The sequence below is a fragment of the Gordonia sp. IEGM753 genome (assembly GCF_050321825.1).
Lineage (GTDB): Bacteria > Pseudomonadota > Gammaproteobacteria > Pseudomonadales > Pseudomonadaceae > Aquipseudomonas.
On sequence record NZ_JBNQGB010000004.1, the window covers coordinates 142688 to 167964 of the forward strand.

General features: G+C 57.0%; 24 protein-coding genes and 1 pseudogene. 10 read left to right on the plus strand and 15 right to left on the minus strand.

Translation table 11 applies throughout. From position 1 onward, the window contains the following. Positions 1 to 10 precede the first annotated feature (10 nt). The 4 genes from aspS to ACQR3R_RS20380 form a co-directional block, all read right to left on the minus strand. Complete coding sequence (gene aspS / locus ACQR3R_RS20365; protein WP_428274695.1) at positions 11 to 1786, minus strand: aspartate--tRNA ligase; 1776 nt, start codon at positions 1784 to 1786, stop codon at positions 11 to 13. Between the two features lie 109 nt (positions 1787 to 1895). Continuing rightward, positions 1896 to 2117 carry an FmdB family zinc ribbon protein gene (locus ACQR3R_RS20370; RefSeq protein ID WP_010457489.1) on the minus strand — a complete coding sequence of 74 codons (222 nt, stop codon included), beginning with the start codon at positions 2115 to 2117 and terminating at the stop codon, positions 1896 to 1898. Positions 2118 to 2253: 136 nt separating this feature from the next. Beyond that, positions 2254 to 2730 carry a ribbon-helix-helix domain-containing protein gene (locus ACQR3R_RS20375; protein WP_428274698.1) on the minus strand — a complete coding sequence of 159 codons (477 nt, stop codon included), beginning with the start codon at positions 2728 to 2730 and terminating at the stop codon, positions 2254 to 2256. Positions 2731 to 2850: 120 nt separating this feature from the next. Next, the gene (locus ACQR3R_RS20380; protein WP_428274700.1) at positions 2851 to 3321 is read right to left on the minus strand and encodes a ferritin-like domain-containing protein; all 471 of its coding nucleotides are present in this window, start codon (positions 3319 to 3321) and stop codon (positions 2851 to 2853) included. A gap of 307 nt (positions 3322 to 3628) precedes the next feature. Here ACQR3R_RS20380 and ACQR3R_RS20385 point away from each other — a divergent pair. After that, positions 3629 to 3952: pseudogene (locus ACQR3R_RS20385) on the plus strand (cold shock domain-containing protein membrane protein); the annotation flags it as partial. 57 nt (positions 3953 to 4009) lie between these two features. Next, positions 4010 to 4231 carry a cold shock domain-containing protein gene (locus ACQR3R_RS20390; RefSeq protein ID WP_015885617.1) on the plus strand — a complete coding sequence of 74 codons (222 nt, stop codon included), beginning with the start codon at positions 4010 to 4012 and terminating at the stop codon, positions 4229 to 4231. Positions 4232 to 4293: 62 nt separating this feature from the next. Here the strand turns inward: ACQR3R_RS20390 and ACQR3R_RS20395 are convergent, their stop codons facing one another. Beyond that, on the minus strand, positions 4294 to 4500 hold the full coding sequence (locus ACQR3R_RS20395) for a SlyX family protein (RefSeq protein WP_428274702.1): 207 nt from the start codon (positions 4498 to 4500) through the stop codon (positions 4294 to 4296). Between the two features lie 3 nt (positions 4501 to 4503). Next, positions 4504 to 4938: an HIT domain-containing protein gene (locus tag ACQR3R_RS20400; RefSeq protein WP_428274704.1), complete on the minus strand. Its 435-nt coding sequence runs from the start codon at positions 4936 to 4938 to the stop codon at positions 4504 to 4506. Between the two features lie 906 nt (positions 4939 to 5844). Here ACQR3R_RS20400 and ACQR3R_RS20405 point away from each other — a divergent pair. Continuing rightward, complete coding sequence (locus tag ACQR3R_RS20405; protein WP_428274706.1) at positions 5845 to 7188, plus strand: OprD family outer membrane porin; 1344 nt, start codon at positions 5845 to 5847, stop codon at positions 7186 to 7188. 203 nt (positions 7189 to 7391) lie between these two features. Here ACQR3R_RS20405 and ACQR3R_RS20410 read toward each other — a convergent pair whose 3' ends face one another. Further along, positions 7392 to 8234, minus strand: coding sequence for a mechanosensitive ion channel domain-containing protein (locus ACQR3R_RS20410; protein ID WP_428274708.1), 843 nt, complete (start codon positions 8232 to 8234; stop codon positions 7392 to 7394). A gap of 182 nt (positions 8235 to 8416) precedes the next feature. Continuing rightward, on the minus strand, positions 8417 to 8902 hold the full coding sequence (locus tag ACQR3R_RS20415) for a YajQ family cyclic di-GMP-binding protein (protein WP_428274710.1): 486 nt from the start codon (positions 8900 to 8902) through the stop codon (positions 8417 to 8419). A 139-nt stretch (positions 8903 to 9041) separates the two neighbouring features. Here ACQR3R_RS20415 and ACQR3R_RS20420 point away from each other — a divergent pair, with 139 nt between their 5' ends. The 3 genes from ACQR3R_RS20420 to ACQR3R_RS20430 are packed head-to-tail and all read left to right on the plus strand — an operon-like array spanning position 9042 to position 12626. Continuing rightward, the gene (locus ACQR3R_RS20420; RefSeq protein WP_428274712.1) at positions 9042 to 9959 is read left to right on the plus strand and encodes a putative 2-dehydropantoate 2-reductase; all 918 of its coding nucleotides are present in this window, start codon (positions 9042 to 9044) and stop codon (positions 9957 to 9959) included. Between the two features lie 45 nt (positions 9960 to 10004). Continuing rightward, entirely contained in the window at positions 10005 to 12041 is a 2037-nt protein-coding gene (locus tag ACQR3R_RS20425; RefSeq protein ID WP_428274714.1) for an ATP-binding protein, read from the plus strand. A gap of 3 nt (positions 12042 to 12044) precedes the next feature. Next, on the plus strand, positions 12045 to 12626 hold the full coding sequence (locus tag ACQR3R_RS20430; protein WP_428274716.1) for a cob(I)yrinic acid a,c-diamide adenosyltransferase: 582 nt from the start codon (positions 12045 to 12047) through the stop codon (positions 12624 to 12626). Positions 12627 to 12746: 120 nt separating this feature from the next. On the opposite strand, the gene ACQR3R_RS20435 is transcribed toward ACQR3R_RS20430, so the two are convergent. The 4 genes from ACQR3R_RS20435 to secA all read right to left on the minus strand — a co-directional run bounded on the left by ACQR3R_RS20435 (position 12747) and on the right by secA (position 18537). Further along, complete coding sequence (locus ACQR3R_RS20435) at positions 12747 to 13697, minus strand: Nudix family hydrolase (protein ID WP_428274718.1); 951 nt, start codon at positions 13695 to 13697, stop codon at positions 12747 to 12749. Next, complete coding sequence (locus ACQR3R_RS20440; RefSeq protein WP_428274720.1) at positions 13694 to 14326, minus strand: glutathione S-transferase N-terminal domain-containing protein; 633 nt, start codon at positions 14324 to 14326, stop codon at positions 13694 to 13696. The genes ACQR3R_RS20435 and ACQR3R_RS20440 overlap by 4 nt, the downstream gene beginning before the upstream one ends. Before the next feature lie 134 nt (positions 14327 to 14460). Then, the gene (argJ, locus tag ACQR3R_RS20445; protein ID WP_428274721.1) at positions 14461 to 15678 is read right to left on the minus strand and encodes a bifunctional glutamate N-acetyltransferase/amino-acid acetyltransferase ArgJ; all 1218 of its coding nucleotides are present in this window, start codon (positions 15676 to 15678) and stop codon (positions 14461 to 14463) included. A 123-nt stretch (positions 15679 to 15801) separates the two neighbouring features. Beyond that, positions 15802 to 18537: a preprotein translocase subunit SecA gene (gene secA / locus ACQR3R_RS20450; RefSeq protein ID WP_428274723.1), complete on the minus strand. Its 2736-nt coding sequence runs from the start codon at positions 18535 to 18537 to the stop codon at positions 15802 to 15804. Between the two features lie 307 nt (positions 18538 to 18844). On the opposite strand from secA, the gene ACQR3R_RS20455 reads away from it, so the two are divergent. Next, positions 18845 to 19300, plus strand: coding sequence for a DciA family protein (locus ACQR3R_RS20455; protein WP_428274725.1), 456 nt, complete (start codon positions 18845 to 18847; stop codon positions 19298 to 19300). A gap of 28 nt (positions 19301 to 19328) precedes the next feature. On the opposite strand, the gene ACQR3R_RS20460 is transcribed toward ACQR3R_RS20455, so the two are convergent. Continuing rightward, on the minus strand, positions 19329 to 20816 hold the full coding sequence (locus ACQR3R_RS20460) for a helicase HerA-like domain-containing protein (RefSeq protein WP_428274727.1): 1488 nt from the start codon (positions 20814 to 20816) through the stop codon (positions 19329 to 19331). Between the two features lie 188 nt (positions 20817 to 21004). On the opposite strand from ACQR3R_RS20460, the gene ACQR3R_RS20465 reads away from it, so the two are divergent. Genes ACQR3R_RS20465 through ACQR3R_RS20475 form a run of 3 tightly spaced genes read left to right on the plus strand, consistent with a single transcriptional unit; the run spans position 21005 to position 23887 of the window. Further along, positions 21005 to 22126: an N-acetylglucosaminyl phosphatidylglycerol synthase gene (locus ACQR3R_RS20465; protein ID WP_428274729.1), complete on the plus strand. Its 1122-nt coding sequence runs from the start codon at positions 21005 to 21007 to the stop codon at positions 22124 to 22126. Beyond that, positions 22119 to 22895 carry an N-acetylglucosaminyl phosphatidylglycerol deacetylase gene (locus tag ACQR3R_RS20470; RefSeq protein ID WP_428274731.1) on the plus strand — a complete coding sequence of 259 codons (777 nt, stop codon included), beginning with the start codon at positions 22119 to 22121 and terminating at the stop codon, positions 22893 to 22895. The genes ACQR3R_RS20465 and ACQR3R_RS20470 overlap by 8 nt, the downstream gene beginning before the upstream one ends. Then, positions 22892 to 23887 carry a glucosaminyl phosphatidylglycerol flippase gene (locus tag ACQR3R_RS20475; RefSeq protein ID WP_428274733.1) on the plus strand — a complete coding sequence of 332 codons (996 nt, stop codon included), beginning with the start codon at positions 22892 to 22894 and terminating at the stop codon, positions 23885 to 23887. The genes ACQR3R_RS20470 and ACQR3R_RS20475 overlap by 4 nt, the downstream gene beginning before the upstream one ends. Here the strand turns inward: ACQR3R_RS20475 and ACQR3R_RS20480 are convergent. Both ACQR3R_RS20480 and purU read right to left on the minus strand, forming a co-directional pair. After that, positions 23874 to 24050 (minus strand): hypothetical protein, encoded by a 177-nt coding sequence (locus tag ACQR3R_RS20480; protein ID WP_428274735.1) that lies wholly within the window; start codon positions 24048 to 24050, stop codon positions 23874 to 23876. The two genes, ACQR3R_RS20475 and ACQR3R_RS20480, sit on opposite strands and share 14 nt — an antisense overlap. Positions 24051 to 24136: 86 nt before the next feature. Continuing rightward, positions 24137 to 24985, minus strand: coding sequence for a formyltetrahydrofolate deformylase (purU, locus tag ACQR3R_RS20485; protein ID WP_138968932.1), 849 nt, complete (start codon positions 24983 to 24985; stop codon positions 24137 to 24139). Positions 24986 to 25277: the final 292 nt, after the last annotated feature.

Genomic DNA, 25277 nt, shown 5'->3' on the forward strand with positions numbered 1-25277 from the left:
GTGGCCAGCCTTACTCAGCCTTCGGCGTTTCGCGCAGACGAATGTGCAATTCGCGCAATGCCTTGGCATCTACAGCGCCAGGCGCTTGCGTCATGACGTCGGCAGCACTCTGGGTTTTCGGGAAGGCGATCACTTCACGGATCGACTGGGCACCGGTCATCAGCATTACCAGACGGTCAAGGCCGAAGGCCAGGCCACCGTGAGGCGGTGCACCGTATTTCAGGGCGTCGAGCAGGAAGCCGAATTTCTCTTCCTGTTCCGCTTCTTCAATACCCAACAGACGGAACACTGTCTGTTGCATTTCCTTGCGGTGAATACGGATCGAACCGCCACCCAGCTCGGTGCCGTTCAGCACCATGTCGTAGGCGCGCGACAGTGCGGTGGCCGGGTTGGCCTCCAGCTCTTGCGGGGTGCATTTGGGCGCGGTGAACGGGTGGTGCAAGGCGCTGAAGCTGCCGTCGTCGTTTTCTTCGAACATCGGGAAATCGACGACCCACATTGGCGCCCACTTGCAGGTCAGCAAGTTCAGGTCGTTGCCGACCTTGATCCGCAGCGCACCCAATGCTTCGCTCACGATCTTCGACTTATCGGCGCCGAAGAACACGATGTCACCATCAACCGCACCCACACGATCAAGGATCACGTTGAGGTTGGCTTCAGGGATGTTCTTGACGATAGGCGATTGCAGGCCTTCGACGCCTTTGGCGCGCTCGTTGACCTTGATGTACGCCAGGCCCTTGGCACCGTAGATGCTGACGAACTTGGTGTAGTCGTCGATCTGCTTGCGCGGCATGCTTGCGGCGCCAGGAACGCGCAACGCTGCAATGCGGCATTTCGGATCGTTGGCCGGGCCGCTGAACACCTTGAAATCAACTTCTTTCAGTTGGTCGGCAACGTCCACCAGTTCCAGCGGGTTACGCAGGTCTGGCTTGTCGGAACCGTAACGGCGCATGGCTTCTTCGAAGGTCATGTGCGGGAAATCACCGAACTCCAGGTCCAGCACTTCCTTGAACAGGGTGCGGATCATGCCTTCAGTGAGGCCCATGATGTCTTTTTCATCGAGGAAACTGGTCTCGATGTCGATCTGGGTGAATTCCGGCTGACGGTCGGCACGCAGGTCTTCGTCACGGAAGCACTTGGCGATCTGGTAGTAGCGATCGAAGCCGGCGACCATCAGCAGTTGCTTGAACAGCTGCGGCGATTGCGGCAGGGCAAAGAACGAACCGGCGTGAGTGCGGCTTGGCACCAGGTAATCGCGGGCACCTTCCGGGGTGGCGCGAGTAAGAATCGGCGTTTCGACGTCGAGGAAGCCGTTCTCGTCCAGGTAACGACGGATGCTGGTGGTCATGCGCGAACGCAGGCGCAGCTTCTCGAGCATTTCCGGACGACGCAGGTCAAGGAAGCGATAGCGCAGGCGGGTTTCTTCGCCCACGTCGGAGAACTCGTTGAGCGGGAACGGCGGGGTTTCCGACTCGTTCAGCACTTCCAGCTCATAGCCCAGCACTTCGATCATGCCCGACGCCATGTTGGCGTTAGTGGCACCGGCCGGACGCAGACGCACCTTGCCGGTGACCTTGACTACATACTCACTGCGCACACGATCGGCGGCGGCGAAGGTTTCAGCGCGATCCGGATCGAACACTACCTGAGCCAGGCCATCACGATCACGGATATCGAGGAAAATCACCCCACCGTGGTCACGGCGACGGTGGACCCATCCGCAAAGGGTAATTTCCTGGCCTTCCAGGCTTTCGTTCAGTTGGCCGCAATAATGGCTGCGCATCATGGTAGTAGTTTCACTTCTCGTCATTCGAAATTCGGTTGGAGGCCTTGCGCACATCCAGTGCCGGATGATGCAAGAGCTCGCACGTGTCGTTCAACCCGGTGGCTAAAACCTAGTCAGCTTTGTCGCCGCCGGCCAGATTCTTTTTGGAACCGGTCTTGAAGTCAGTTTCGTACCAGCCGGTGCCACTGAGGCGAAAGCCTGGCATGGACAGCATCTTTTTAAGCTCTGGCGCCTGGCAGGCAGGGCAGTCGACCAGCGGCGCTGCGCTGATCTTTTGAATGGCTTCCAACTGATGACCGCAGGAAGCACATTGATAGTCGTACATCGGCATGGGGGTTGTCTCGGCGATCAGATTGCTACCGCATAAGCAGGGTTTTGCGGCAAAGAGCGGGATTATATCCATTAAATGCAGCCTGTGCAGCCGTAACGCTGCACAGACCGACACTCTGCGGTTTGTGTTGCCGCGACTACCCCAATACGGCGCAGCCACTCTCCTTCTGACTGTGCACAACACAGACGACACGTACCAGCCCGCTGAAATTCTTGACCCCACCGTGGCGCAAATGTACTTCGCGATCAACGTGGGACAACAACGCGCTGACGGAGCAGCAGTTGACCTTGGCCATTTCGCCCAAAATATTCCAATACACCTGCTCTAGCCGCAGGCAGGTTGCAAATCCATTTAAACGGACAGATCGGGAAGTAGGCTGGGCCAGCCCCATGTCGAACTCACTGACAAACGGATCAAGCCTTATGTCCCTGAGTGAACCGCTTCGACCTTCATTACTTCTGCTGACATAATCCATACCGTTGACACTCCTTTGCCATCCCTGGTGCTTACAAGAGCAATGTTTCGCTCTTAATAAAAGCGCAGGGGCAAAGTTATATCCAGACGACTTTATGACCGCCAACGTAGGATAAGCCAACAACTCGGTGGCGATCATGGAGAGTGTCCTACACCGGACAACATCCTACGTATCCCGGTGCAAAATCAGCCAGCGAAAACGGCAATTGACGACAGCGCGCGAACAACACTTGATAGCGTCACCCGCGCACCGGAGTCGTTACTGGTCCAGCAATGAGCGCAGCATCCACGCCGTCTTTTCGTGAACCTGCATGCGCTGGGTCAGGAGGTCAGCCGTTGGCTCGTCGCTAACCTTTTCCAGCAACGGGAAGATCCCGCGAGCGGTGCGCGTGACCGCTTCCTGGCCGTCGACAAGTTGTTTGATCATTTCTTCGGCAGTGGGCACACCTGCCTCTTCCTTGATGGAAGACAACTTTGCATAAATGGAATAAGCACCCGGCGCCGGGAACCCGAGCGCACGAATTCGTTCGGCAATCGAGTCTACTGCCAGTGCCAACTCGTTATATTGCTCCTCGAACATCAAGTGCAAGGTCCGAAACATGGGACCGGTGACGTTCCAGTGAAAGTTATGGGTTTTCAAATAAAGAACATAAGTGTCCGACAGCAGGCGCGAGAGCCCGTCAACGATGGACTTGCGATCTTCTTCACTAATACCGATATCTATTGCCATGCTTTTCCCCTAAAGGTGATGAAATTCATCCAACAGGTGCAGGACCACTCTAGCAAGCCTGTTGCGATGTCGCAGCCCCGGATTGCCCCCGCACCTGCGACAAATCGCCCGCGACCCACCGCTGGACTGCCTGATTTGAGTAGCTACAAGCTTTGCTGTTAAATAGCAGCGTGTCGCTAGCGCTTATTTTTCCGGGCGCTGCGCATAGGCTGATACCGGACACGTGCCCAACGCCTCTTATTGTTCCGAAGCGAACCGTGCCCCATCAGCTCTTCCTTGTGATCCGTCTTAACGTGAGTTAATCAAAATGTTGAAAATCGTCCACCTGCTAATGGGCGCAGCGGCTCTGCTGCTGTCCTTCATCCCTAGCCTGCGATCCGAAGCGGTACCTTACCTGCAACAACCAGATGCACTGTACCTGGCCTTTTTCGGCCTTCTCAACCTCACTCTCGCGCCTGTTATCCCGTACTGGAACAAAGGCCCGCGTCATCAATTGCAAAACCTGGTCAGTGCCCTGCTGGTACTGGCTGTTGTCTTGCAAACCCTGACGCTGATCGCTCCGATGCCCGTCATCGCCGGTCAACCAGCCGTTCTGTTCAGTCTGGTTGCTGCACTGATAGCCGTTCTTCTGCACCTGGCCATCAGCTTCTACAGATCTTCACCGGCCGCTGCTTCGGCCAGCTACGACATGACCAACCGCGATACTGGCACCGTGAAGTGGTTTAACACCTCAAAAGGCTTCGGCTTCATATCCCGCGATTCCGGCGACGATATTTTCGTGCACTTCCGGGCCATCCGCGGCGAAGGTCACCGCGTTCTGGTCGAAGGCCAGCGCGTGGAGTTCTCGGTCATGAATCGTGACAAGGGCCTGCAAGCCGAAGACGTCATCGCTGCATTGCCGCGACGCTGATCCAAGGCTAAAAAAAACCGCGAGCAGCCAAGCTGTTCGCGGTTTTTTTATTGCCTGCTGCCTCAGTAGTGCGGCGGCGGGGCTTCTTCTTCGGAAGACTCGAACTGGCCGACCATCTCTTCCTGACGTCGCAGCAAGGCAGCCATCTGCAATTGCAAGCGCTCAACCACTTTCTGCTGAGCCACCAGCACGTCGTTCAACGCCTGAATAGTGTCGTCCTGAAACGCCTGACGGCTTTCCAGATCGTTAACGCGCTCTTCAAGGCTCATGTATCAACCCTCCAGAAACGTGAAGTCATCGGTCAATACCAGACGCAGACGCTCACGGATAGCGGCGATCTGATCGGCACTGTAAGGCTTGGCCGGGTGCTTGCCCCAGACCGGTGCCGGCCATGCGGCGTCTTCACGTTTGCGCACAATTACATGCATGTGCAACTGGCTGACAACGTTACCCAACGCAGCAACATTTAACTTGTCGGCGTCAAACGAGTCCTTGAGCATTTCGGCCAGTGCGGTTGTTTCCTGCCATAACTGCTGTTGTTCGGCGAAACCCAATTGAAATATCTCGCTGATATCCTCGCGGCGAGGCACAAGGATGAACCAGGGATAGTTTGAATCATTGGACAACAGCAAACGGCATAGCGGGAAATCCCCGATCGATAATGTGTCTTGTTGAAGTCGTGGATCTAAAGCGAACACGTTGCGCACTCCCGCCTGGTCATCAATTTTTTCAGCTTGGCGCTCATCTCAAGAGGCAACACCAAGCGACAGGTTGGCAGCATACCCGCGAATGGCACCTGCTTCACGACGGACCCTCCTCAAATCAGCCGAGAAAATCACCAACGGTCGACGGCGCGCCCCGACATGACACAATTTTCACAAAGACGCACCATTTCAGCACCCAATTCCTCACAATGATCACCGAAATGACTGATTACCAAGGATGTGTTCGAATTCACGACTTGTTCACACTGTGCTGCTTCAACCCAACGAATTATTTTTTTGCACCAAAATCGCACAGTGCGGCTACGCTGAATGCATCAGACAGGTGCCTTTTACTCAACCGAGGGGTGAACCGGTAACGTTTTTTGATGTCTCGCGTGCGAGCACAAGGCTGAGGCACGTCGCAAACCATGGCGTCAAGTCCGAACGGAGGCCGCTTGAACCCCCGATTCCATGGGGTTTTTATCGCGTTTTTCAGTGGCTGGAAAAAAAACCGTTACGAATTGATGATTTGAGCACGCTTGTTGCATTCACACCCACATCGCTTTTAAAGCGTTCGCTGGAAGCGGGGACTTTAAAAGCAAATAAAAACAGTGGCAGGGTTGCCCGACGGAGATTCAAGAGGTACACGAAGGACTCTTTTAACGATGATCAAGCCTCGACAAACAACGCTTAAGTTGTCCGTCCGCTTGCATCGAGGCTATAAATTTGCGACATCTACCACGCTATTTGCGACAGGGCCGTAAAGAACCTGAAAGGTTAGATTAGCAAGTATCGCCAACATGGTCGGCGTGATATAAGTTTGCGCCGACACAAAAAGAAAGAGCCGCCCAGATAATAAAACAGGTGGGACGGCAGTACTCTTCCTAAAAACCAAAGGAGCAAATCACGATGCGCGTGATGAAGTGGAGCATGATCGCACTGGCTGTTTCGGCAGTTACCTCGCAGTTCGCGATGGCGTCGTCCCAGGACGATTCGAAAGGCTTTCTGGAAGACCAGAGCCTGAAGCTGAAAACTCGTATGGAGTACATGAACCGCGATTACAAAAACGGTGCAGGTAACGTTGCGAAGAAAGACGGCTCCCCTGGTTTTGAAAGCGGCTATCGTCAAGATACCGGTATCAGCCAACTGCTGACCTACGAATCGGGCTTCACTCAGGGCACTGTTGGCGTTGGCGTTGACGCCATGGCAATGGGCTCGGTCAAACTGGACGGCGGTTCAGGTCGTCGCGGTAACGGCCTGTTCGCAATCGACAGCGACGGCAACGAAGAGAAATCCCAAGGCAAGGTTGGTGGTGCAGTCAAGTTCCGCATCTCTGACACTGTTCTGAAATACGGTCAGCAATTTGTTGCCAGCCCGGTATTCGCTACCGATGACAGCCGTATTCTGCCAGAAGTTGCTACCGGTACTTTGATCACCTCTAAAGAGATCAAAGGTCTGGAAGTGAGCGCAGGTCGCTTCACCGCACTGAGCAAACAAACCGGTATGGGTCGCGACAGCATCGGTGGTTTGGCTGACGAAGACGGCATGGGCGGTAAAGGCCTGAAAAGCATCGATATCTTTGGTGCCAGCTACGCCTTCACCGACAACTTCACCGCAGCTATCGCCGCGTCGAACGTTGAAGATGCATTCAAGAAGTACTACATCAACGCGAACTACACCCTGCCTATCAACGATAGCCAGTCGCTGAACTTCGACTTGAACGCGTACAAAACCAAAGGCGACAGCCGTGGTGATCTGGTTGACGCCATCGGCGACGGCCATCTGGGTGTGGACAACAACCTGTGGTCCCTGGCAGCTGCTTACAGCCTCGGCGCTCACAAGTTCACCCTTGCCTACCAGCAGTCGAGCGGCGATAACGCTTACTACTACGGCATCGACGGTAACAGCACCATCTTCGTTTCCAACTCCATTCAGATCTCTGACTTTGTGGGCCGCGAAGAGAAGTCCTACCAAGCTCGTTACGACCTGAACATGAAAGAGTACGGCGTACCTGGCCTGAGCTTCATGACCCGTTACGTAATGGGTAACAACATCGAGACCAACGGTCTGGGTGAAGGTAAGGAAAACGAGTGGAACGCCGAGTCCAAATACGTCTTCCAGGAAGGTCCAGCCAAAGACCTGTCCCTGCGTCTGCGTTATGCCATGTACCGCTCGAACGGCGCTTACAGCGGCTACTCGTCTGACAACAACGATCTGCGTCTGATCGTTGAGTACCCGCTGAGCATCCTGTAACTCGGATGTAAACCAGCCGTACTGTAGAGCCTCGCTCTAACAAACCGCTCACCTGCTTCAGGTGGGCGGTTTTTTTTGGACTGATTAATAGCAAGCTAACAACTTTCGACTCGACTTTATTGCGCGTAATAAAAAACCCAAGAGCATCCAATCTCTTGGGTTTGATACACAGCGACCTGACCCGTAAGCCAAGTAAGCAATATTTACTGTGGTGTCGTTTCCTGAACCAGACGAATAGTTCGTTGAGGGAACGGAATATCAATACCGGCTGTTTTCAAACGATCACGGGCTTGTTCATTGAACATGAACATCACATCCCAGTAATCCGCAGTCTTGACCCACACCCGCAGGGAAACGGTTATCGAACTGTCGCCCAAAATCGAAATGACAGCTTGGGGTGCAGGTTCAGCCAGGACCCGCTCATCCTTGGCCAGCTCCAGCAGCACTTCACGAGCCTTCTGCAGATCAGCCTGGTAATCCACGCCTACATCAAACACAACCTTGCGAGTAGGCTGCCGGTTGGTGTTGGTGATGATGCCATTCGACAGGTTACCGTTCGGCACAATAATGGTTTTGTTGTCGCCGGTACGCAGCACGGTGTGAAAGATCTGAATGCTGTCGACCGTACCGGAAACACCTTGGGCTTCGATCCAGTCACCGATACGGAACGGGCGGAACAACAGAATCAGCACGCCGCCAGCAAAATTCGCCAGGCTGCCTTGCAGCGCCAAACCGATTGCGAGGCCAGCGGCACCGATCGCGGCAACGAATGAAGTGGTTTCGACACCGATCATCGACGCGACACTGACGATCAGCAGCACTTTGAGAATGATGTTCGCCAAGCTGCTGATAAAACCCTGCAGCGCCAGGTCGGCATTGCGCAGCGCCAGCAGGCCGCCCAGTTTGTGCGTGACTTTATTGATCAGCCACCAGCCGATAGCCAGGGTGATGACCGCCAGCAGCACGCGGCTGCCGTATTCCATGATCATTGGAATCCAGGCTTGGGATGCCTTGACCAGGTTATCTACTTCGGTATTCAAATCCATCTACTTTCTCCTGATTTCAGCCACCCGGCACGCGAAAAAACAGCGGCAGATAATTCAGTGGGGTGAGCACAATCCAGTGTGGGAGCGGGCTTGCTCGCGAAGAGGCCATGCAGGCCCCTTCATTGCTGAATGACCCAGCGCTTTGGGGAGCACGCCCTTCTCCACGGGTTTTCGCGCCAGATTCAGTCGCGAAAGTTGTTGAACTGCAGCGGCATATCAAACGTCTTGGCGCGCAGGGCGGCGATAGCTTCCTGCAAATCATCACGTTTTTTGCCGGTAATGCGCACTTGCTCGCCCTGAATGGCGGCCTGCACTTTGAGCTTGGCATCCTTGATGTGCGCGACAATTTTCTTCGCCAGCTCTTTGTCGATACCTTCCTTGAGCACGGCTTCCTGCTTCATCAGTTTGCCCGACGCGTAAGAATCCTTGACCTCAAGGCACTGCACGTCGATCTTGCGCTTGACCAGCGAGAGCTTGAGGATCTCAATCATCGCTTCGAGCTGATAATCGGCTTCTGCGGTCAGGTTGACGGTCAGGTCCTTTTCCTTGAATTCGAAGGTACCTTTGCCTTTCAGGTCATAACGACGATCGAGTTCCTTGACGGCGTTCTCGACCGCGTTGGTGAGTTCGTGTTTGTCCAGTTCGGATACCACGTCGAACGACGGCATGTAATCTCTCCAATAAAGGGCGTGCTCGATACGATGGAGCACACCTGGCTTGCGGTTAAAATCCGCGCTGATTATAACGGGTCTTTCCTATCATTCACTGCGAGCCTCCCATGCGCGCCTCAAACAGAGCAAAAAGCTGATGTCCACCACCTGGCATGTACTGGGTGCTGGCAGCCTTGGCACTTTATGGGCGACACGCCTGGCACGCGCCGGGTTACCGGTACGCCTGATCCTGAGGGACGCTTCGCGTTTGCGCGAGTATGAAGCAGCCGGCGGATTGACACTTGTGGAGCATGGCGCCGCAACCACTTACGCCATCACCGGCGAAACAGTTGATAGCAGCGAGCCCATCCACCGTCTGCTGGTGGCGTGCAAGGCTTACGACGCGCAACAAGCTGTAGCCCGCCTGGCCTCGCGCTTGGCCCCGGGTGCCGAACTGATTCTGTTGCAGAACGGTCTTGGCAGTCAGGATGCGGTGGCTGCACAAGTGCCAATGGCGCGCTGTATTTGTGCATCAAGCACTGAAGGTGCGTTTCGTGAGGGTGACTGGCGCGTGATATTCGCCGGTCACGGCTACACCTGGCTCGGCGATGCCGGCCATCCAGTGGCACCGATCTGGCTGGACGACCTTAACGCGGCGGGTATTCCCCATGAATGGAACACCGACATTCTTACCCGGCTGTGGCGCAAACTGGCACTGAACTGCGCGATCAATCCGCTGACCGTGCTGCATGACTGTCGAAACGGCGGCCTGCAGGAACATCATTGCGAAGTCGCCACCCTCTGCGTCGAACTGACCGAATTGCTGGAACGCTGCGGCCAGCCCGCAGCAGCCGAAAACCTGCAACAGGAAGTCGAGCGGGTTATCCACGCGACCGCGGCCAATTACTCGTCTATGTTCCAGGACGTCAGCAACCGGCGCCGAACCGAAATCAGCTACCTCTTGGGCTACGCGTGCAAAGTGGCCGCTCGCCATCAATTAAACCTGCCACACCTCAATCAATTGCAGCAGCGGCTGATCAACCATCTGGATAGCCTTGGATTGCCCAGCGACTGAGCAGCGGCTACGCTGGCCACTTGTTCCTATTCAGCGACGAACCTGATGCCATTGCGCCAGCGCCTTGAAAACCTTCCGGTCGGCCAGAAACTACTGGCTGCCCTGCTGGTGCTGTTGACCACCGTTCTGCTGGTCGCCAACCTGACCTTTATCAGCGCCGCTTACTACATTTCCCAGGAAAGCATGGCGCCTCAGGCCCTGCAAACCATTGGCCGACTGGTGTCCAACCCAAGCCTGGTCTCCGAGGCATTGCAGTCGCCGGAAAGCGCCGAGCGTTTGTTGAAGGAACTCAACAGCTATTCGCCGCTGCGTGCCGCTGCCTTGTATAACGGCAAAGGCGAACGACTGGCACAGTTACAGCATGGCGACAAACTCAAGCTGCCCGAGCGCTATCGGCACATCGAAGCCTGGCAAGCCACCGAGTTTCGCAGCAATCAGATCATTACGCTGCCGCGCCCCGGTACCGATCCCGGCCACTTGTTACTGGTCGCCAGCAGCGAATTGCCAATGGCTTTCTACACCGGAACATTGACGGCCAGCCTGGGGATCCTGATTTTCTCGGTGCTGCTGTGGTTGGTCATCGCCCGGCAGATAAAACGACTGATTACCCGCCCCATTCATCAACTTGAAGAATTGTCCCGGCAAGTGACCCGAGAAGAGAACTACGCCCTGCGCGCCTCTCGCGGCAACCACGATGAAATCGGCAGTCTGGCTGAAGCCTTCAACACCATGCTCTCGCGCATCGAAGCCCGCGAGCAACAACTTAAACGGGCACGGGACGACTCTCAGGCAGCGTACGACCAGGCACAGGGTTTGGCTGAAGAAACACGCCATACCAACCGCAAGCTGGAGCTTGAAGTGCAAGTGCGCAGCAAGATCGAGAAGAAGCTCACCGGGTTCCAGAACTACCTGAACAGCATCATCGACTCCATGCCGTCGGCGCTGATTGCCCTGGATGAACAGTTGTACGTAACGCAGTGGAACCAGGAGGCCAGCGCCCTCTCCGGCACACGCCTGGACGAAGCGCTGAACCAGCCTATTTTCCTCGCCTTCGAACCGCTCAAGCCGTTTCTGCCGCAGCTCAAGCAGACTGTCGAGCAACACACGGTCGCGAAAATCGAACGCGTGACCTGGTTCAAGGACGAAGAACCCAAACATTACGCCCTGACCTTTTATCCATTGATGGGCGGTGCCGGACGCGGCGTGGTGATCCGGATCGATGACATTACCCAACGCCTTTCGCTTGAAGAAATGATGGTGCAGTCGGAGAAAATGCTGTCGGTTGGCGGCCTCGCCGCAGGCATGGCCCACGAGATCAATAATCCGCTGGGCGCCATCCTGCACAACGTGCAGAACATTCGCCGACGCCTGTCACCCGAGCTGCCAAAAAATCTTGAGCAAGCCGAGCACGTAGGCATAGAACTGGAAACGGTCAATTCCTACCTGCAAGCACGTGAAGTACCGCAGTTGCTGGACGGCATCCAGCAGGCTGGTGCCCGCGCCGCGAAAATCGTGACGCACATGCTCAGCTTCAGCCGTCGCAGCAATCGGCAAATGGCTCCCTGCGACTTGCCGGCATTAATCGATCAAGCAGTGGATATCGCCGGTAACGACTTCGACCTGGCGATTGGTTTCGACTTCAAAGGCCAGGCGATCATTCGTCAATTCGACCCTCAGCTCGGGCCTGTACCCGGCACTGCCAACGAACTGGAGCAGGTGTTGTTGAACCTGCTGAAAAACGCCGCTCAGGCCATTCACCAGCGTGAAGACGACCGCGAGCCCGGACGCATCATTTTGCGCACCCGGCTCAATCCGCCGTGGGCGGAAATACAGGTGGAAGACAACGGTATCGGCATGAGTGAGAACGTGCGAAAGCGAACGTTCGAACCGTTTTTTACCACCAAGGAAATCGGCCAGGGCACTGGCCTCGGCCTCTCGGTTTCGTATTTCATCATCACCAATAACCATAAGGGTCAGATGGAAGTGCAATCGACCCTGGGCCAAGGCACGTGCTTCACCTTGCGTCTGCCATTGACGAGCACCCCGCTCGTCTCTCAAGAACTCAATCTGCTATCGAGGTAACCCATGGGCTTTCGCTTGTCGAAGATTTACACCCGCACCGGCGACAAAGGCGAAACCGGACTGGGCGACGGCCGCCGTGTGCCCAAGGACCATCCGCGCATCGAGGCGATTGGCGAAGTCGATGCGTTAAACAGCCAGGTGGGCGTGCTGCTGGCCGGTTTGGCAGCGCAAAGCGTCGAATATCCGGGCCTCAATGAAGTGATCGACGTATTGGCACCGTGCCAGCATCGGCTGTTCGATTTAGGCGGTGAACTGGCGATGCCGGAGTATCAGGCGCTCAACACTGCGGAAATAGACAGGTTGGAAGCGGCGATTGACGTCTGGAATGAAGAGCTTGGGCCGCTGGAAAATTTCATTTTGCCGGGCGGCTCGGCATTGATTGCTCACGCCCACGTCTGTCGTTGCCTGGCCCGCAGCGCCGAGCGGCGTTGCCAGCACTTGAATGCAGTGGAGCCGTTGGCTGGGGTTGGCCTGGCGTACATCAACAGGTTGTCAGACCTGCTGTTTGTCGCGGCGCGGTTGATCGCCAAGCGCCAGAGGATTGCCGAGATTTTGTGGCAGCCGGCAGCTAAACCTGAGGTTTAGTCGGTGCTCGCGAAAACGCATTCGCGAGCAAGCGCGCTCCCACAGGGATCAACGCCGAACACAAAACTCGTGATCACCACTGAACCTGTGAGAGCCGGCCTGCTGATGGTGTGGTGATCGCTACACCGAAGCGTCCGGCCAGAACGCTCGAATCCCCGCCACGCCCTGCGCGCCTGCTTCCCAGGCTTTCTGCCGTTCGGCAGGACCGACGCCACCGAGCAGGAATACAGGTTTGCTGAACCCTTCGATCAAGGTCGATGCTTGCTCCCAACCCAAGGGTTGAGCGTCTGGATGCGTTTGCGTCGGTTGCACCGGTGACAAGGTCACAAAGTCCACCCCCATCTGCTCGGCCAGCGCCAGCTCTTCTGCGTTATGGCAGGAAGCCGCCAACCAACGTGATTCGGGCAACGGTCGTCCCGCTGCCGCGTACTTGCGCAGTTGGGCGGCCGTGATATGCCAGCCGGCCGACGGAAAGTCACCCAGCCACTCGAAGGGCCCTTTGATCATCAACTGCGCCTTGCCCGCGCACAGTCCCGCAGCGTCTACCGCCAGATCGCGATACTTCGGATCGTAGCCGTTGGGTGCTCGCAGTTGAATCAACTTGATGCCGCCGGCGATGGCTTTCTGGATGCCGCGAAGCAGTGCCGGCGTTTCCAGCTCATCGGGAGTAATCAGGTATTCAGCGGGCAAACGTGCGGCGGCAACGATCGGCTGATTGGCCGCCGGGAACTGGTAATTCAGCAGGTCCCGAGGAGCCACCCATTCCAGTGGTTGGCCTTCGGCACCGTGAGGCTCACCGGCAAAGTCCGATACCTCCCACACATCCAGCAGCACCTGTTTGTCCGGGTAATCGTGTTGCACCTTGATCAACGGACGCGCCGCATTGACCACTATGCCGAGTTCTTCGTGAAGTTCGCGCGCCAAGGCCGTTTCGACCGATTCGTCGGCTTCTACCTTGCCGCCGGGGAATTCCCAGAGCCCGCCCTGGTGCTGGGTGTCGGCACGGCGAGCGATGAGAATCTTGCCACTGGCATCACGAATGACGGCAGCCGCTACGTGTACTCGTTTCACTGCCCTATCTCCTCCAGACCAGCCTTTTGCCAGGCCTTGAACGCGGGCCATTGGTAGAGGGTTTCAATGTACGCCTCGTCCACCGCCGACAATTTCACTTGATAAGTGCGCAAGCGCACGGCAATCGGGGCAAAGAATGCATCCGCCAGGGTTACACCGCCAAACAGGAACGGACCGGTCTCGGTTGCAGCGGCACGGCACTCGGCCCACAACGCCGACATGCGCTCGATATCAGCCTGAACATCGGCTGGCAACGGCGACAACGGTGCGTCGCGACTCAGGTCGAACGGCATATTGCCGCGCATGGCGAAAAAACCGGCATGCATCTGTGCGCAGGCTGATCGCGCTTGAGCACGCGCCGCCACGTCTTTAGGCCAAAGGCCAGCGTCGGGAAACTGTTCGGCCAGGTACTCGGCAATTGCCAATGAGTCGGCGATGGTACCGTGCACGGTTTTCAGCAGCGGAACCTTGCCAGTCGGCGAGTGCTTGAGCAGACGCTCACGGGTGTCTGGCTGATTGAGCTTGATCAGTTCCTCGGTATAGGCAGCGCCGGCCAGTTCTAAGGCCAACATGCCGCGCAGCGACCAGGAAGAATAGAGTTTGTCGCCGATGATCAGGTGCAGGCTCATGTTCGGGACCTTTTGATGAGGAGGGACAGGCCAGGGCTTCTGGCGTCCGGACTTGCGTCATCGCAAGCAGGCTAGCTTCCACAATGGATCGGGCTACAGGTGGGAGCGGGCCTGCTGTCGATGGCGACTCGGTCTTACGTACGGTACTCAGCGTTGATTTTCACGTATTCGTGCGACAGGTCGGTGGTCCAGATGGTTTCACTGCAATCGCCGCGACCGAGTTCGATGCGGATGGTGATTTCTTCCTGCTGCATCACTGCCGAACCCTGGGCTTCGGTGTAAGTGGACGCGCGCGCGCCACGGCTGGCGATGCACACTTCGCCAAGGAATACGTCGATCTTGCTCACGTCCAGGTTCGGTACGCCGGCACGCCCCACAGCGGCCAGGATACGGCCCCAGTTCGGGTCCGAGGCAAACAGCGCGGTTTTGATCAGCGGTGAATGAGCCACGGTGTAACCAACGTCCAGGCATTCCTGATGATTGCCGCCGCCGTTGACTTCAACAGTCACAAACTTGGTCGCCCCTTCGCCATCGCGAACAATGGCCTGGGCGACGTCCATGCAGACTTCGAACACGGCTTGCTTCAGCTTGGAGAACAACTCACCGCTTGCTGAGGTGATTTCCGGCAATGCGGCCTGACCGGTGGCGATCAGCATGCAGCAGTCGTTGGTCGACGTATCACCATCAATGGTGATGCGGTTGAAGGACTTGTTGGCGCCATCGAGCAGCAGATTTTGCAGCACCTCGCGAGACACTTTGGCGTCGGTGGCAATGTAGCCGAGCATGGTCGCCATGTTCGGACGAATCATGCCGGCACCTTTACTGATGCCAGTGACGGTGATGGTCACGCCGTCATGCTGGAATTGGCGGCTGGCACCCTTTGGCAAGGTGTCGGTGGTCATGATGCCGGTGGCGGCAGCCTCCCAATTGTTCACAGACAGGTCATCGAGAGCGGCTTGCAGCGCGCCTTCGATTTTCTCGACCGGCAGCGGCTCGCCAATCACGCCGGTGGAGTACGGCAGCACCAGGCTCGCATCGACGCCCGTCAGCTGCGCAAGCTTCGCGCATGTACGCTCGGCGGCAGCAAGGCCGGGCTCACCGGTGCCGGCATTGGCGTTGCCGGTATTGGTCAGCAGATAACGCACCGGACCTTGCACGCGCTGCTTCGCCAGGATTACCGGCGCGGCGCAAAACGCATTCAACGTGAACACGCCCGCCACAGTGGAGCCTTCAGCACAGCGCATGACCACGACATCCTTGCGCCCCGGGCGCTTAATGCCGGCCGAGGCGATACCGAGTTCAAAACCGGCAACCGGGTGCAACGTTGGCAAAGGACCAAGACCAACAGCCATGAATGCGCTCCTTAAATAAAGATTGTCTGCACCGCTTGCAGGAAGAACGGTGGTTTAAATGGCAAAACGCCGCGACGGCTGATGCCGGTCGCGGCGCGGGTATTTCAGCGTATGTAACGGGTTTTACTGGATCTGCCCGTGGCAATGCTTGAATTTCTTGCCCGAACCGCAGTAGCACAGTTCGTTACGACCCAGCTTCTGCTCATTGCGAACCGGTGCGGTGGCGAGGGCAACATCAACCTCTTCACCGAGCAATTCCGGTTGTTCAAGACCAGGCGCTTCGTCGTGCTGGAACTGCATGCGAGCGGCCAGTGCTTCGGCTTCCTGGCGCAGGCGCTGCTCTTCTTCGATCGGATCTTCGCGGCGAACCTGAACGTGCGACAGCACACGAATCGAGTCGCGCTTGATCGAATCCAACAGCTCGGAGAACAGCGTGTACGATTCGCGCTTGTACTCTTGCTTCGGGTTCTTCTGCGCATAACCACGCAAGTGAATGCCGTGACGCAGGTGATCCATGGTCGACAGGTGGTCTTTCCACAGGTCGTCCAACACGCGCAGAACGATTTGCTTCTCGAAGGTGCGCAACGCCTCGGCGCTCGCCTGCTCTTCTTTTTCGTTGTACGCGGCCAGCAGCTCGGTCATGAGCTTCTCGCGCAGGGTTTCTTCGTACAGGTGATCGTCTTCGTCGAGCCATTTCTGGATCGGCAACGCCACGCCGAAATCGCTCTGCAAGGCCGCTTCCAGACCGGCTACGTCCCACTGCTCAGGCAGCGATTGCGGTGGAATGTGAGCACTGACCGTTGCGTTGAGCACGTCCTGGCGGAAGTCGGCGATGGTTTCGCCAATGTTGTCTGCGGCCAACAAACTGTTACGCATGTGATAAATCACTTTACGCTGTTCGTTGTTGACGTCATCGAACTCGAGCAATTGCTTACGAATGTCGAAGTTGCGGCCTTCAACCTTGCGCTGCGCCTTTTCGATGGCGTTGGTCACCATACGGTGCTCAATCGCTTCGCCTGGCTGCATGCCCAAGGCTTTCATGAAGTTCTTCACCCGGTCAGAGGCAAAGATACGCATCAGGCTGTCTTCCAGCGACAGGTAGAAACGGCTGGAACCAGCGTCACCCTGACGACCGGCACGACCACGCAACTGGTTGTCGATACGGCGTGATTCGTGACGCTCGGACGCGATCACCTGCAAACCGCCCGACTCGAGCACTTGCTGGTGACGCTTCTGCCAGTCGGCCTTGATCTGGGCAATTTGCTCAGGCGTCGGGTCTTCCAGCGAAGCCACTTCAACTTCCCAGTTACCGCCCAACAGGATGTCGGTACCACGACCGGCCATGTTGGTGGCGATGGTCAGCGCGCCCGGACGACCGGCCTGAGCAATGATTTCAGCTTCTTTTTCGTGGAACTTGGCGTTCAGAACCTTGTGCTCGATACCTTCCTTCACCAGCAAGCTGGACATGTGCTCGGAAGTTTCGATGGTGGCAGTACCCACCAACACTGGACGGCCCTGAGTCATGCATTCCTTGATATCGGCGACGATAGCCGCGTACTTCTCGTCGGCGGTCAGGAATACCAGGTCGTTGTAGTCCTTGCGCGCCAGCGGTTTGTTCGGCGGGATAACCATCACCGACAGACCGTAGATCTGGTGGAATTCGAACGCTTCGGTGTCCGCAGTACCGGTCATGCCGGACAGCTTGTTGTACAAACGGAAGTAGTTCTGGAACGTGGTCGACGCCAATGTCTGGCTTTCGGCCTGGATGTTCAGCTCTTCCTTGGCCTCGATGGCCTGGTGCAGGCCTTCGGACAAACGGCGACCCGGCATGGTACGACCGGTGTGTTCGTCGACCAGAACGACCTGACCGTCCTGCACGATGTATTCGATGTTGCGGTGGAACAATTTGTGCGCACGCAGACCGGCATAGACGTGAGTCAGCAGGCCCAGGTTGTGTGCCGAATAGAGGCTCTCGCCTTCGGCCAGCAAGCCGACGCGGGTGAGCATCTCTTCGATGAACTGGTGACCGGCTTCGTTGAGTTCGACCTGGCGGGTCTTCTCGTCGACCGTGTAGTGACCGGCCTTGGTGACTTCGCCTTCGACTTCTTCAACGTGCAATTCCAGCTGCGGGATCAGTTTGTTGATCTCGATGTACAGCTTGGAACTGTCCTCGGCCTGACCGGAAATGATCAGCGGGGTACGCGCTTCGTCGATGAGAATGGAGTCGACTTCGTCGATCACGGCAAAATTGAGTTCGCGCTGGAATTTTTCTTCCATGCTGAACGCCATGTTGTCGCGCAGGTAGTCGAAACCGAATTCGTTGTTGGTGCCGTAAGTAATGTCGGCAGCGTAAGCCAGGCGTTTCTCTTCCGGCGGCTGGAATGGCGTGACCACACCGACCGTCAGGCCGAGGAATTCGTAGAGCGGTCGCATCCAGTTGGCGTCACGACGGGCCAGGTAGTCGTTCACTGTAACAACGTGCACGCCCTTGCCGGACAGCGCGTTGAGGTAAACGCCCAGTGTTGCCACCAGGGTCTTGCCTTCACCGGTACGCATTTCCGCGATCATGCCTTCATGCAAGGTCATGCCGCCGATCAGCTGGACATCGAAGTGGCGCATACCCATGACACGTTTACCGGCTTCGCGGGCGACCGCGAAGGCTTCTGGCAACAGCTTGTCGAGGGTTTCCCCTTTGGCGATGCGGGCCTTGAACTCATCTGTCTTTGCACGCAATTGATCGTCCGAAAGGGCCACCATTTGCTCTTCGAAGGCATTGACGAATTGCACCGTCTTGAGCATGCGTTTGACTTCACGCTCGTTCTTGCTTCCAAAAAGTTTCTTTAACAAAGGCGCAAACATATCGGCAGGATCTTCCACACTAAAGGGATGGAGGGCGGCCCCGTGAGTCGCCCGAGCAGCCCTCATGGCCGCATGCGAACGAGCATTCTACCCGGAAACGATTGTGAGGAAAGTGGCGTTATTCCACGATGCTGGCACAGCGTTGTAACGGGGCTCACTTAAAATAAGGGCTTTTTACTGAACTTCAACCCATCGAGGGTACAAGTTACTTGTTGATTTAATGAGTAAAGCGCTCACAAAGCAATGGGTCGGGCGAATACGTTGCTTTCTGCTAACATGGCGGCTCTGTTACTTCAGGTGTCTGATCATGGCATTTCGCCCTCTTACGGCCAGAGCACCCGCCGTTCTGCTTCGCGAAGCCAAACCGCTGAAAGCCATTTTCGGCCACGCTCAACGCCTCGGCCATCTTCAACGTTTACTCGAAAGCCAGCTGCAGCCTGCAGCGCGTGAGCATTGCCACGTCGCATCATGGCGTGAAGGCTCTTTGCTGCTGATTGTCACCGATGGTCATTGGGCAACCCGGCTTCGCTACCAGCAAAAACGCCTGCAACGGCAATTGCAGCTTTTCGATGAGTTTGCCAGCCTGACGCGAATCATGTTCAAGGTTCAGCCACCCACCGTCCAGCAGGGCGCGGTGGGCCATACCATCAGTTTGTCGGTTGACGCCGGCGCGACCATTCAAGCCACGGCAGACGGCATCAGCGATCCTAACCTGCGCGCGGCGCTGGAACGTCTGGCAGCTCACGCCAAACCAAAAGCGTGAGCCAATTCAGCAGGTTGACCGCCCTGTGCTATTTGCGTTTGTTGCCACCCAGTAACGAGCCCATTAATCCGCGCACCAGTTGCCTGCCCAGTTGATTGGCAGCTTGGCGCATCGCTGATTTCAGGGCCTGCCCTGCCGCAGTGCCAAGGAATTCCCCGGCCTTGTCGGTGAAGCTTGGCGCTTCGGGGACCGCTTTACCCGGCACGGCTTCAGCCTCTGGCGCCAACCCTTTACGCCCCATGAGCACTTCATAAGCGGATTCGCGATCAACCGGTTGGTCGTAGCGACCCTTGAGCGGTGAACTGGCGATCAGCGCCGCTCGCTCCGTTTCACTGAGCGGCCCTATGCGCGATTGTGGCGGTGCAACCAGGACGCGCTGCACCATTTGCGGTGTGCCTTTGTCCTGCAATGTACCGACCAGCGCTTCACCGGTGCCCAACTCGGTCAGCACCGACAAGGCGTCGAACGCTGGGTTGGGGCGGAAACCGTCGGCCACCGCGCGCAGTGATCGTTGCTCTTTGGCGGTAAAAGCGCGCAGCCCATGCTGAACACGCAGGCCCAGTTGTGCGAGTACGGTATCCGGCAAATCGCCCGGTGATTGGGTAACGAAATACACGCCCACACCTTTCGACCGAATCAGACGCACCACTTGTTCCAGCCGATCCTGCAAGGCTTTTGGGGTGCCGGCGAACAACAAATGCGCCTCGTCGAAAAACAGCGCCAGCAATGGTTTTTCGGCATCGCCACGTTCTGGCAATTGCTCGAACAACTCGGCCAGCAGCCACAGCAAAAATGTTGCATAGACTTTCGGCGCTTCATGCACCAAGCGACTGGCGTCGAGCAAGTGAATACGGCCGCGGCCATCGGCGGCCGGTTGCAAAATGTCCTGGAGTTGCAGCGCAGGCTCACCAAACAATGCTTCGGCGCCCTGCTGCTCCAGCGTCGCCAGGCGTCGCAATAACGCCTGACTGGAACCGGTCGTCATCAACGCCGCGTCATCGCCCAGCAATTCGGGGTGATCACGCAGGTGATTGAGCAGTGCTTTCAGATCCTTGAGGTCAAGCAGCAACAGCCCTTCACGGTCTGCGACTTTAAAAGCGGCGTATAACGCAGACTGCTGGCTGTCGGTCAATTCCAGCAAACTGCCGATTAACAACGGCCCCATTTCACTCAGCGTGGTACGAAGGGGATGACCGGACTGCCCATGAATGTCCCACAACGTCACCGGGTAGGCCTGAGGCTTGTAATTGAGCCACGGCATCCCGGCGATTCGCTCCGCGACTTTGCCTTGCGGATCAGCGGCGGCGCCCAACCCACACAGATCACCCTTGATATCCGCTGCAAACACCGCCACTCCGGCATCGCTGAATGACTCAGCGAGGCGCTGCAGCGTGACGGTTTTGCCGGTACCCGTAGCGCCGGCAACCAGTCCGTGACGGTTCGCCAGACGCATGGCCTGGGCAATCGGCTGTCCGGCAAGGTCGGCGCCGATAACGAGTTGCGATGAGTCAGGCATTTTGTCACCCATGGTTGATCGTTAATCCTTCACGGCCGATAGGAATAAGCGAGAGGCACGATGGAAAGCAAGGTCAGGTTTATACACCATAGCTCTGAAACGGCTGTTTAACGGCGCCACGCCCCTAACTCCAAACGAACATCTATCCTTGATAAAGGTCAACCAAGGGAGAACAACGGACCGGAGGGATGCTCATCGTGCATATCGCTGACATAACCATGTTCTACGCCCCAGCCAGCGGTGGCGTGCGCACCTATCTTGACGCCAAACACCGGCGCTTGAGCGTCAAGTCCGGCATTCGTCATAGTCTTCTGATCCCAGGCTCACACTTTAGCGAAGAGGATGGTGTGTACACCGTTCCAGCCCCGGCGCTGCCCTTTGGCAGAGGTTATCGTTTCCCCGTTCGCCTCGCTCCCTGGCGAAATGTCCTGCAGGATTTACAGCCCGATCTGATTGAAGTCGGCGATCCATACCTCACCGCATGGGCGGCACTCGATGCGCGGCGACAACTCGATGTGCCGGTCATTGGCTTTTATCACTCGGACTTGCCGCTTCTGGTCAGCAATCGCATGGGCAACTGGGTAACCACCAACGTTGAAGCTTATGTCAGCAAGCTGTACGGCAACTTCGACCGTGTTCTGGCGCCGAGCCAGGTGATGGCCGACAAACTGATCGGCCTGGGTGTGAAGAATGTGTTTGTACAACCGCTGGGCGTCGATCTGCAGACGTTTAACCCTGCCGCACGTGATCCAGAGCTTCGGGCCGAGTTGGGCATCGATGAAAGCACTCACCTGCTGATTTTCGCCGGGCGCGGGTCCAAAGAGAAAAACCTGCCCGTGCTGCTCGAGTGCATGAAACGTCTGGGTCGTCGCTACCACCTGTTGCTGGTCGGTTCATCCATGCCGGCCCAAGTACCGGGCAACGTCACGGTGGTGGATGAATTCTGCTCGGCGCCCCATCTCGCGCGGTTGCTGGCCAGTGCCGATGCGCTGCTGCACGCAGGCGATCAGGAAACCTTCGGCCTGATCATTCTCGAAGCCATGGCCAGCGCCATTCCAGTAGTCGCTGTGGCCTCCGGTGCTTTTACCGAGATCGTCACCGACCAATGCGGCGTGCTCTGCGCACCGAATAATTCGCTGGCGATGGCCAATGCCGTCCGCGAGCTATTCAGCTCGGGCACCACCGAGTTGGGCCAGCGGGCGCGCAATCATGTTGAGCGGCATTATTCGTGGGATACCGTGGTGGACAGCCTGCTGGGCCACTATCACGCGGTACTCGGCAGCCAATGGCCGTTGATTGCCAATGGCTGAGCTTATGAATGTGCCGAGCCTGTTGCTGGTATTGCACGACGTTTCGCCGCAATCCTGGGCCGATTACCAGTCATTTGTCGAAGCCGTGGATGCCATGGGCCATGTGCCAATGACTTGGCTTGTGGTACCCGACTTTCATAAACACAACAACTTGCAGGACCATCCCGGGTTCCGCCGCTTGCTCACCGGCCGTGTCATGCGAGGTGACGAATTGGCGCTACACGGCTATTTTCATTGCGATGAAGGACCGATTCCCCGCACGCCACGAGACTGGTTCATGCGCAGGATTTACACACACGAAGGCGAATTCTATGGCCTGTCGCAACGCACGGCCCTCGCCCGCCTGCGCGCCGGCATTGAAATGTTTGATCGATACCACTGGCCACTGCACGGTTTCGTCGCGCCGGCCTGGTTGATGAGTGAGGGCACGCGGCAGGCCCTGCGTGACCTACCGCTGCATTACACCAGCGATCAGCAGCATTTGTATCGGCTGCCGGACTTCACTGCGGTCGATGCTCCGGGACTGGTATGGAGCGCGCGCAGCCCTTGGCGTCGCGGATTGTCGAAACTGATCAGCGACCAGCGCGAACAGCACTGGCGTCACGCCCGCGTCATCAGGCTGGGTGTGCACCCGGTCGACATGCGTCACGAATTCTCACGTCAATACTGGCTGCAAACCCTCAAGCGCCTGTTAAGCGAAGGTCGAGTGCCAATGACCAAGGCCGGATGGCTGGCCTCGCAACGCGATTCAGTTGGGTCTGCCGCGTGAGTCGAGGAATTCTGCTGCTGATTGCACTGCCGGTAGCAGTGACGATCCCGTTGTTGCTGGGCGGTAACCAGACGTGGTCACGCCTGCAAAGCTTCCCGCTGAGTTGGCTGCTGATCATGTTTGGCATGATCTTGCTGTGCTGGGTGGTGAACACCCTGCGCCTGCGCCTGTTGTTGGGTGACCAAATCGAAAAGGTCAGCCGCGTCAGAAGCCTCGGTGTGGTGATGGCAGCGGAGTTTGCGTACTGCGCCACGCCCGGCGGCAGCGGCGGCCCGCTGACCATCATGGCTCTGCTGGCACGTAACGGTGTGCGTCCGGCCAGAGGCAGCGCGGTATTCGCCATGGATCAACTGAGCGATCTGTTGTTTTTCCTCTGCGCCCTGAGCGGCATTCTGATCTATGCATTGTTCCAGCACCTCAGCCAACGCATGGAATGGCTGCTGACAGTCAGTGCAATTTCGATGTTCGGCGGCCTGATCAGTTGCGTAATCGTTGCCCGCTATCATCGTCTGTTGATTCGCCTGAGCGGCCGCCTGCTGGTTCGCCTCAATGTAAAAACCACCACTCGCCTGCGCTGGGCACGCAAACTCCTGCACTTTCTGGCGGCTTTTACCGACGCCTTGAAGTTACCCATTCAGACGTTGATCAAGGTCTTTGCCCTCACCTGCGTGCATTGGGTATTGCGTTACAGCGTGTTGTATCTGGCATTACGTGGCCTGGGTGCGGATTTGCAGTGGGCGTGGAGTTTTCTGATTCAGATGCTTTCGCTGAGTGCCGGGCAGTTCAGCCTGCTGCCGGGCGGTGCCGGGGCGGCCGAGCTGACATCGGCGGCGCTGCTGGCGCCGATGGTGGGTAAATCGACGGCGGCGGCAGCGATCCTGATCTGGCGAGCCGTTACTTACTACTTCTATCTGCTAGTGGGTGGCCCGGTGTTTTTACTGATGTTGGGACGCCCGCTGCTAAAAAAACTGATGAAGGTCAAACAGGCTTAGGCGTGTCGTCGGAATCTTGCTGCAACTGCTCCCACAACTGCGCAGCCTGCGCAAAGTCGGCGCCGTCTTCAGGGCTCATCTCTTGCGGATCGTAACGACTCAAGCAACCCTCACCTATTGTGGCGGGCGCTCTGGCGGTGGCTTTGTCGAGTGGATCGGCCATGGTCATGTCCTCTGTGCAGAAACGGCGAAGGGCCTGAAGCGATTGAACGCCCAGGCCCTTCGAATTTCAACTGTGTTGTGTCGGTGTCAGAACACCACAGTCTTGTTGCCGTGCACCAGCACCCGATCTTCCAGGTGATAACGCAGACCACGGGCCAGCACCATTTTTTCGACGTCGCGGCCGAAACGCACCATGTCTTCGATGCTGTCGCTGTGGCTGACACGCACCACGTCCTGCTCGATGATCGGACCGGCGTCCAGCTCTTCGGTGACGTAATGGCAGGTAGCGCCAATCAACTTCACGCCACGCAGGGAAGCCTGGTGGTAAGGCTTGGCGCCCACAAACGACGGCAGGAAGCTGTGGTGAATATTGATGACTTTATGTGCATACTCGCTGCACAACGCGGGCGGCAGGATTTGCATGTAACGGGCAAGTACCACCACTTCGGCGTCGTGCTGTTTGACCAGGCGCGAGACTTCAGCGAATGCAGGCTCTTTGTCCTGTGCATTGACCGGCACGTGGTAATAAGGAATACCGTGCCACTCAACCATGCTGCGCAAATCATCATGGTTGGAAATCACGCACGAAATTTCGCAATCCAGTTCATCGCTGTGCCAGCGGTGCAGCAAATCAGCCAGGCAGTGCGATTCGCGACTGGCCATCAACACCACACGCTTCTTCTGCGCGGTGTCGGTAATGCGCCAATTCATCGAAAACTCTTCGGCGATAGGCGCGAAAGCTTCGCGAAAGGCTTCTATACCGAACGGTAGCGAATCGGCACGAATTTCGTGACGCATGAAGAACCAGCCACTGAGATTGTCCGAGTGGTGGCTCGCTTCAGTGATCCAGCCGTTATGTGACGCCAGAAAGTTACTGACTTTAGCAACGATGCCGACGCGGTCCGGGCAAGCAATCACCAGCCGAAAAGTGCGCATGAGGGGGAAACTCCAGAACTTCGCAAAGGCCGCCATTCTAGCGATTACGCAGCAAAACTGCAGTATTGATGACGTATAACGTTGCACGTGGCCCCCGTGGACCGCTTTGACAGAGGTGGGCAAGTCGCGCGATGGTGCTGTTGAAGGCAATCTTCAAGTGCGCGATTGTGAATATCTGTGATGACTACCGACACTCTTTAACTTCACCGTCGATTTATGCCCAATTCATCGCAACTAATTTAAATAAAGCCCGGTTATATGTTTACTTGATGAAACACCCTGACTATTATTG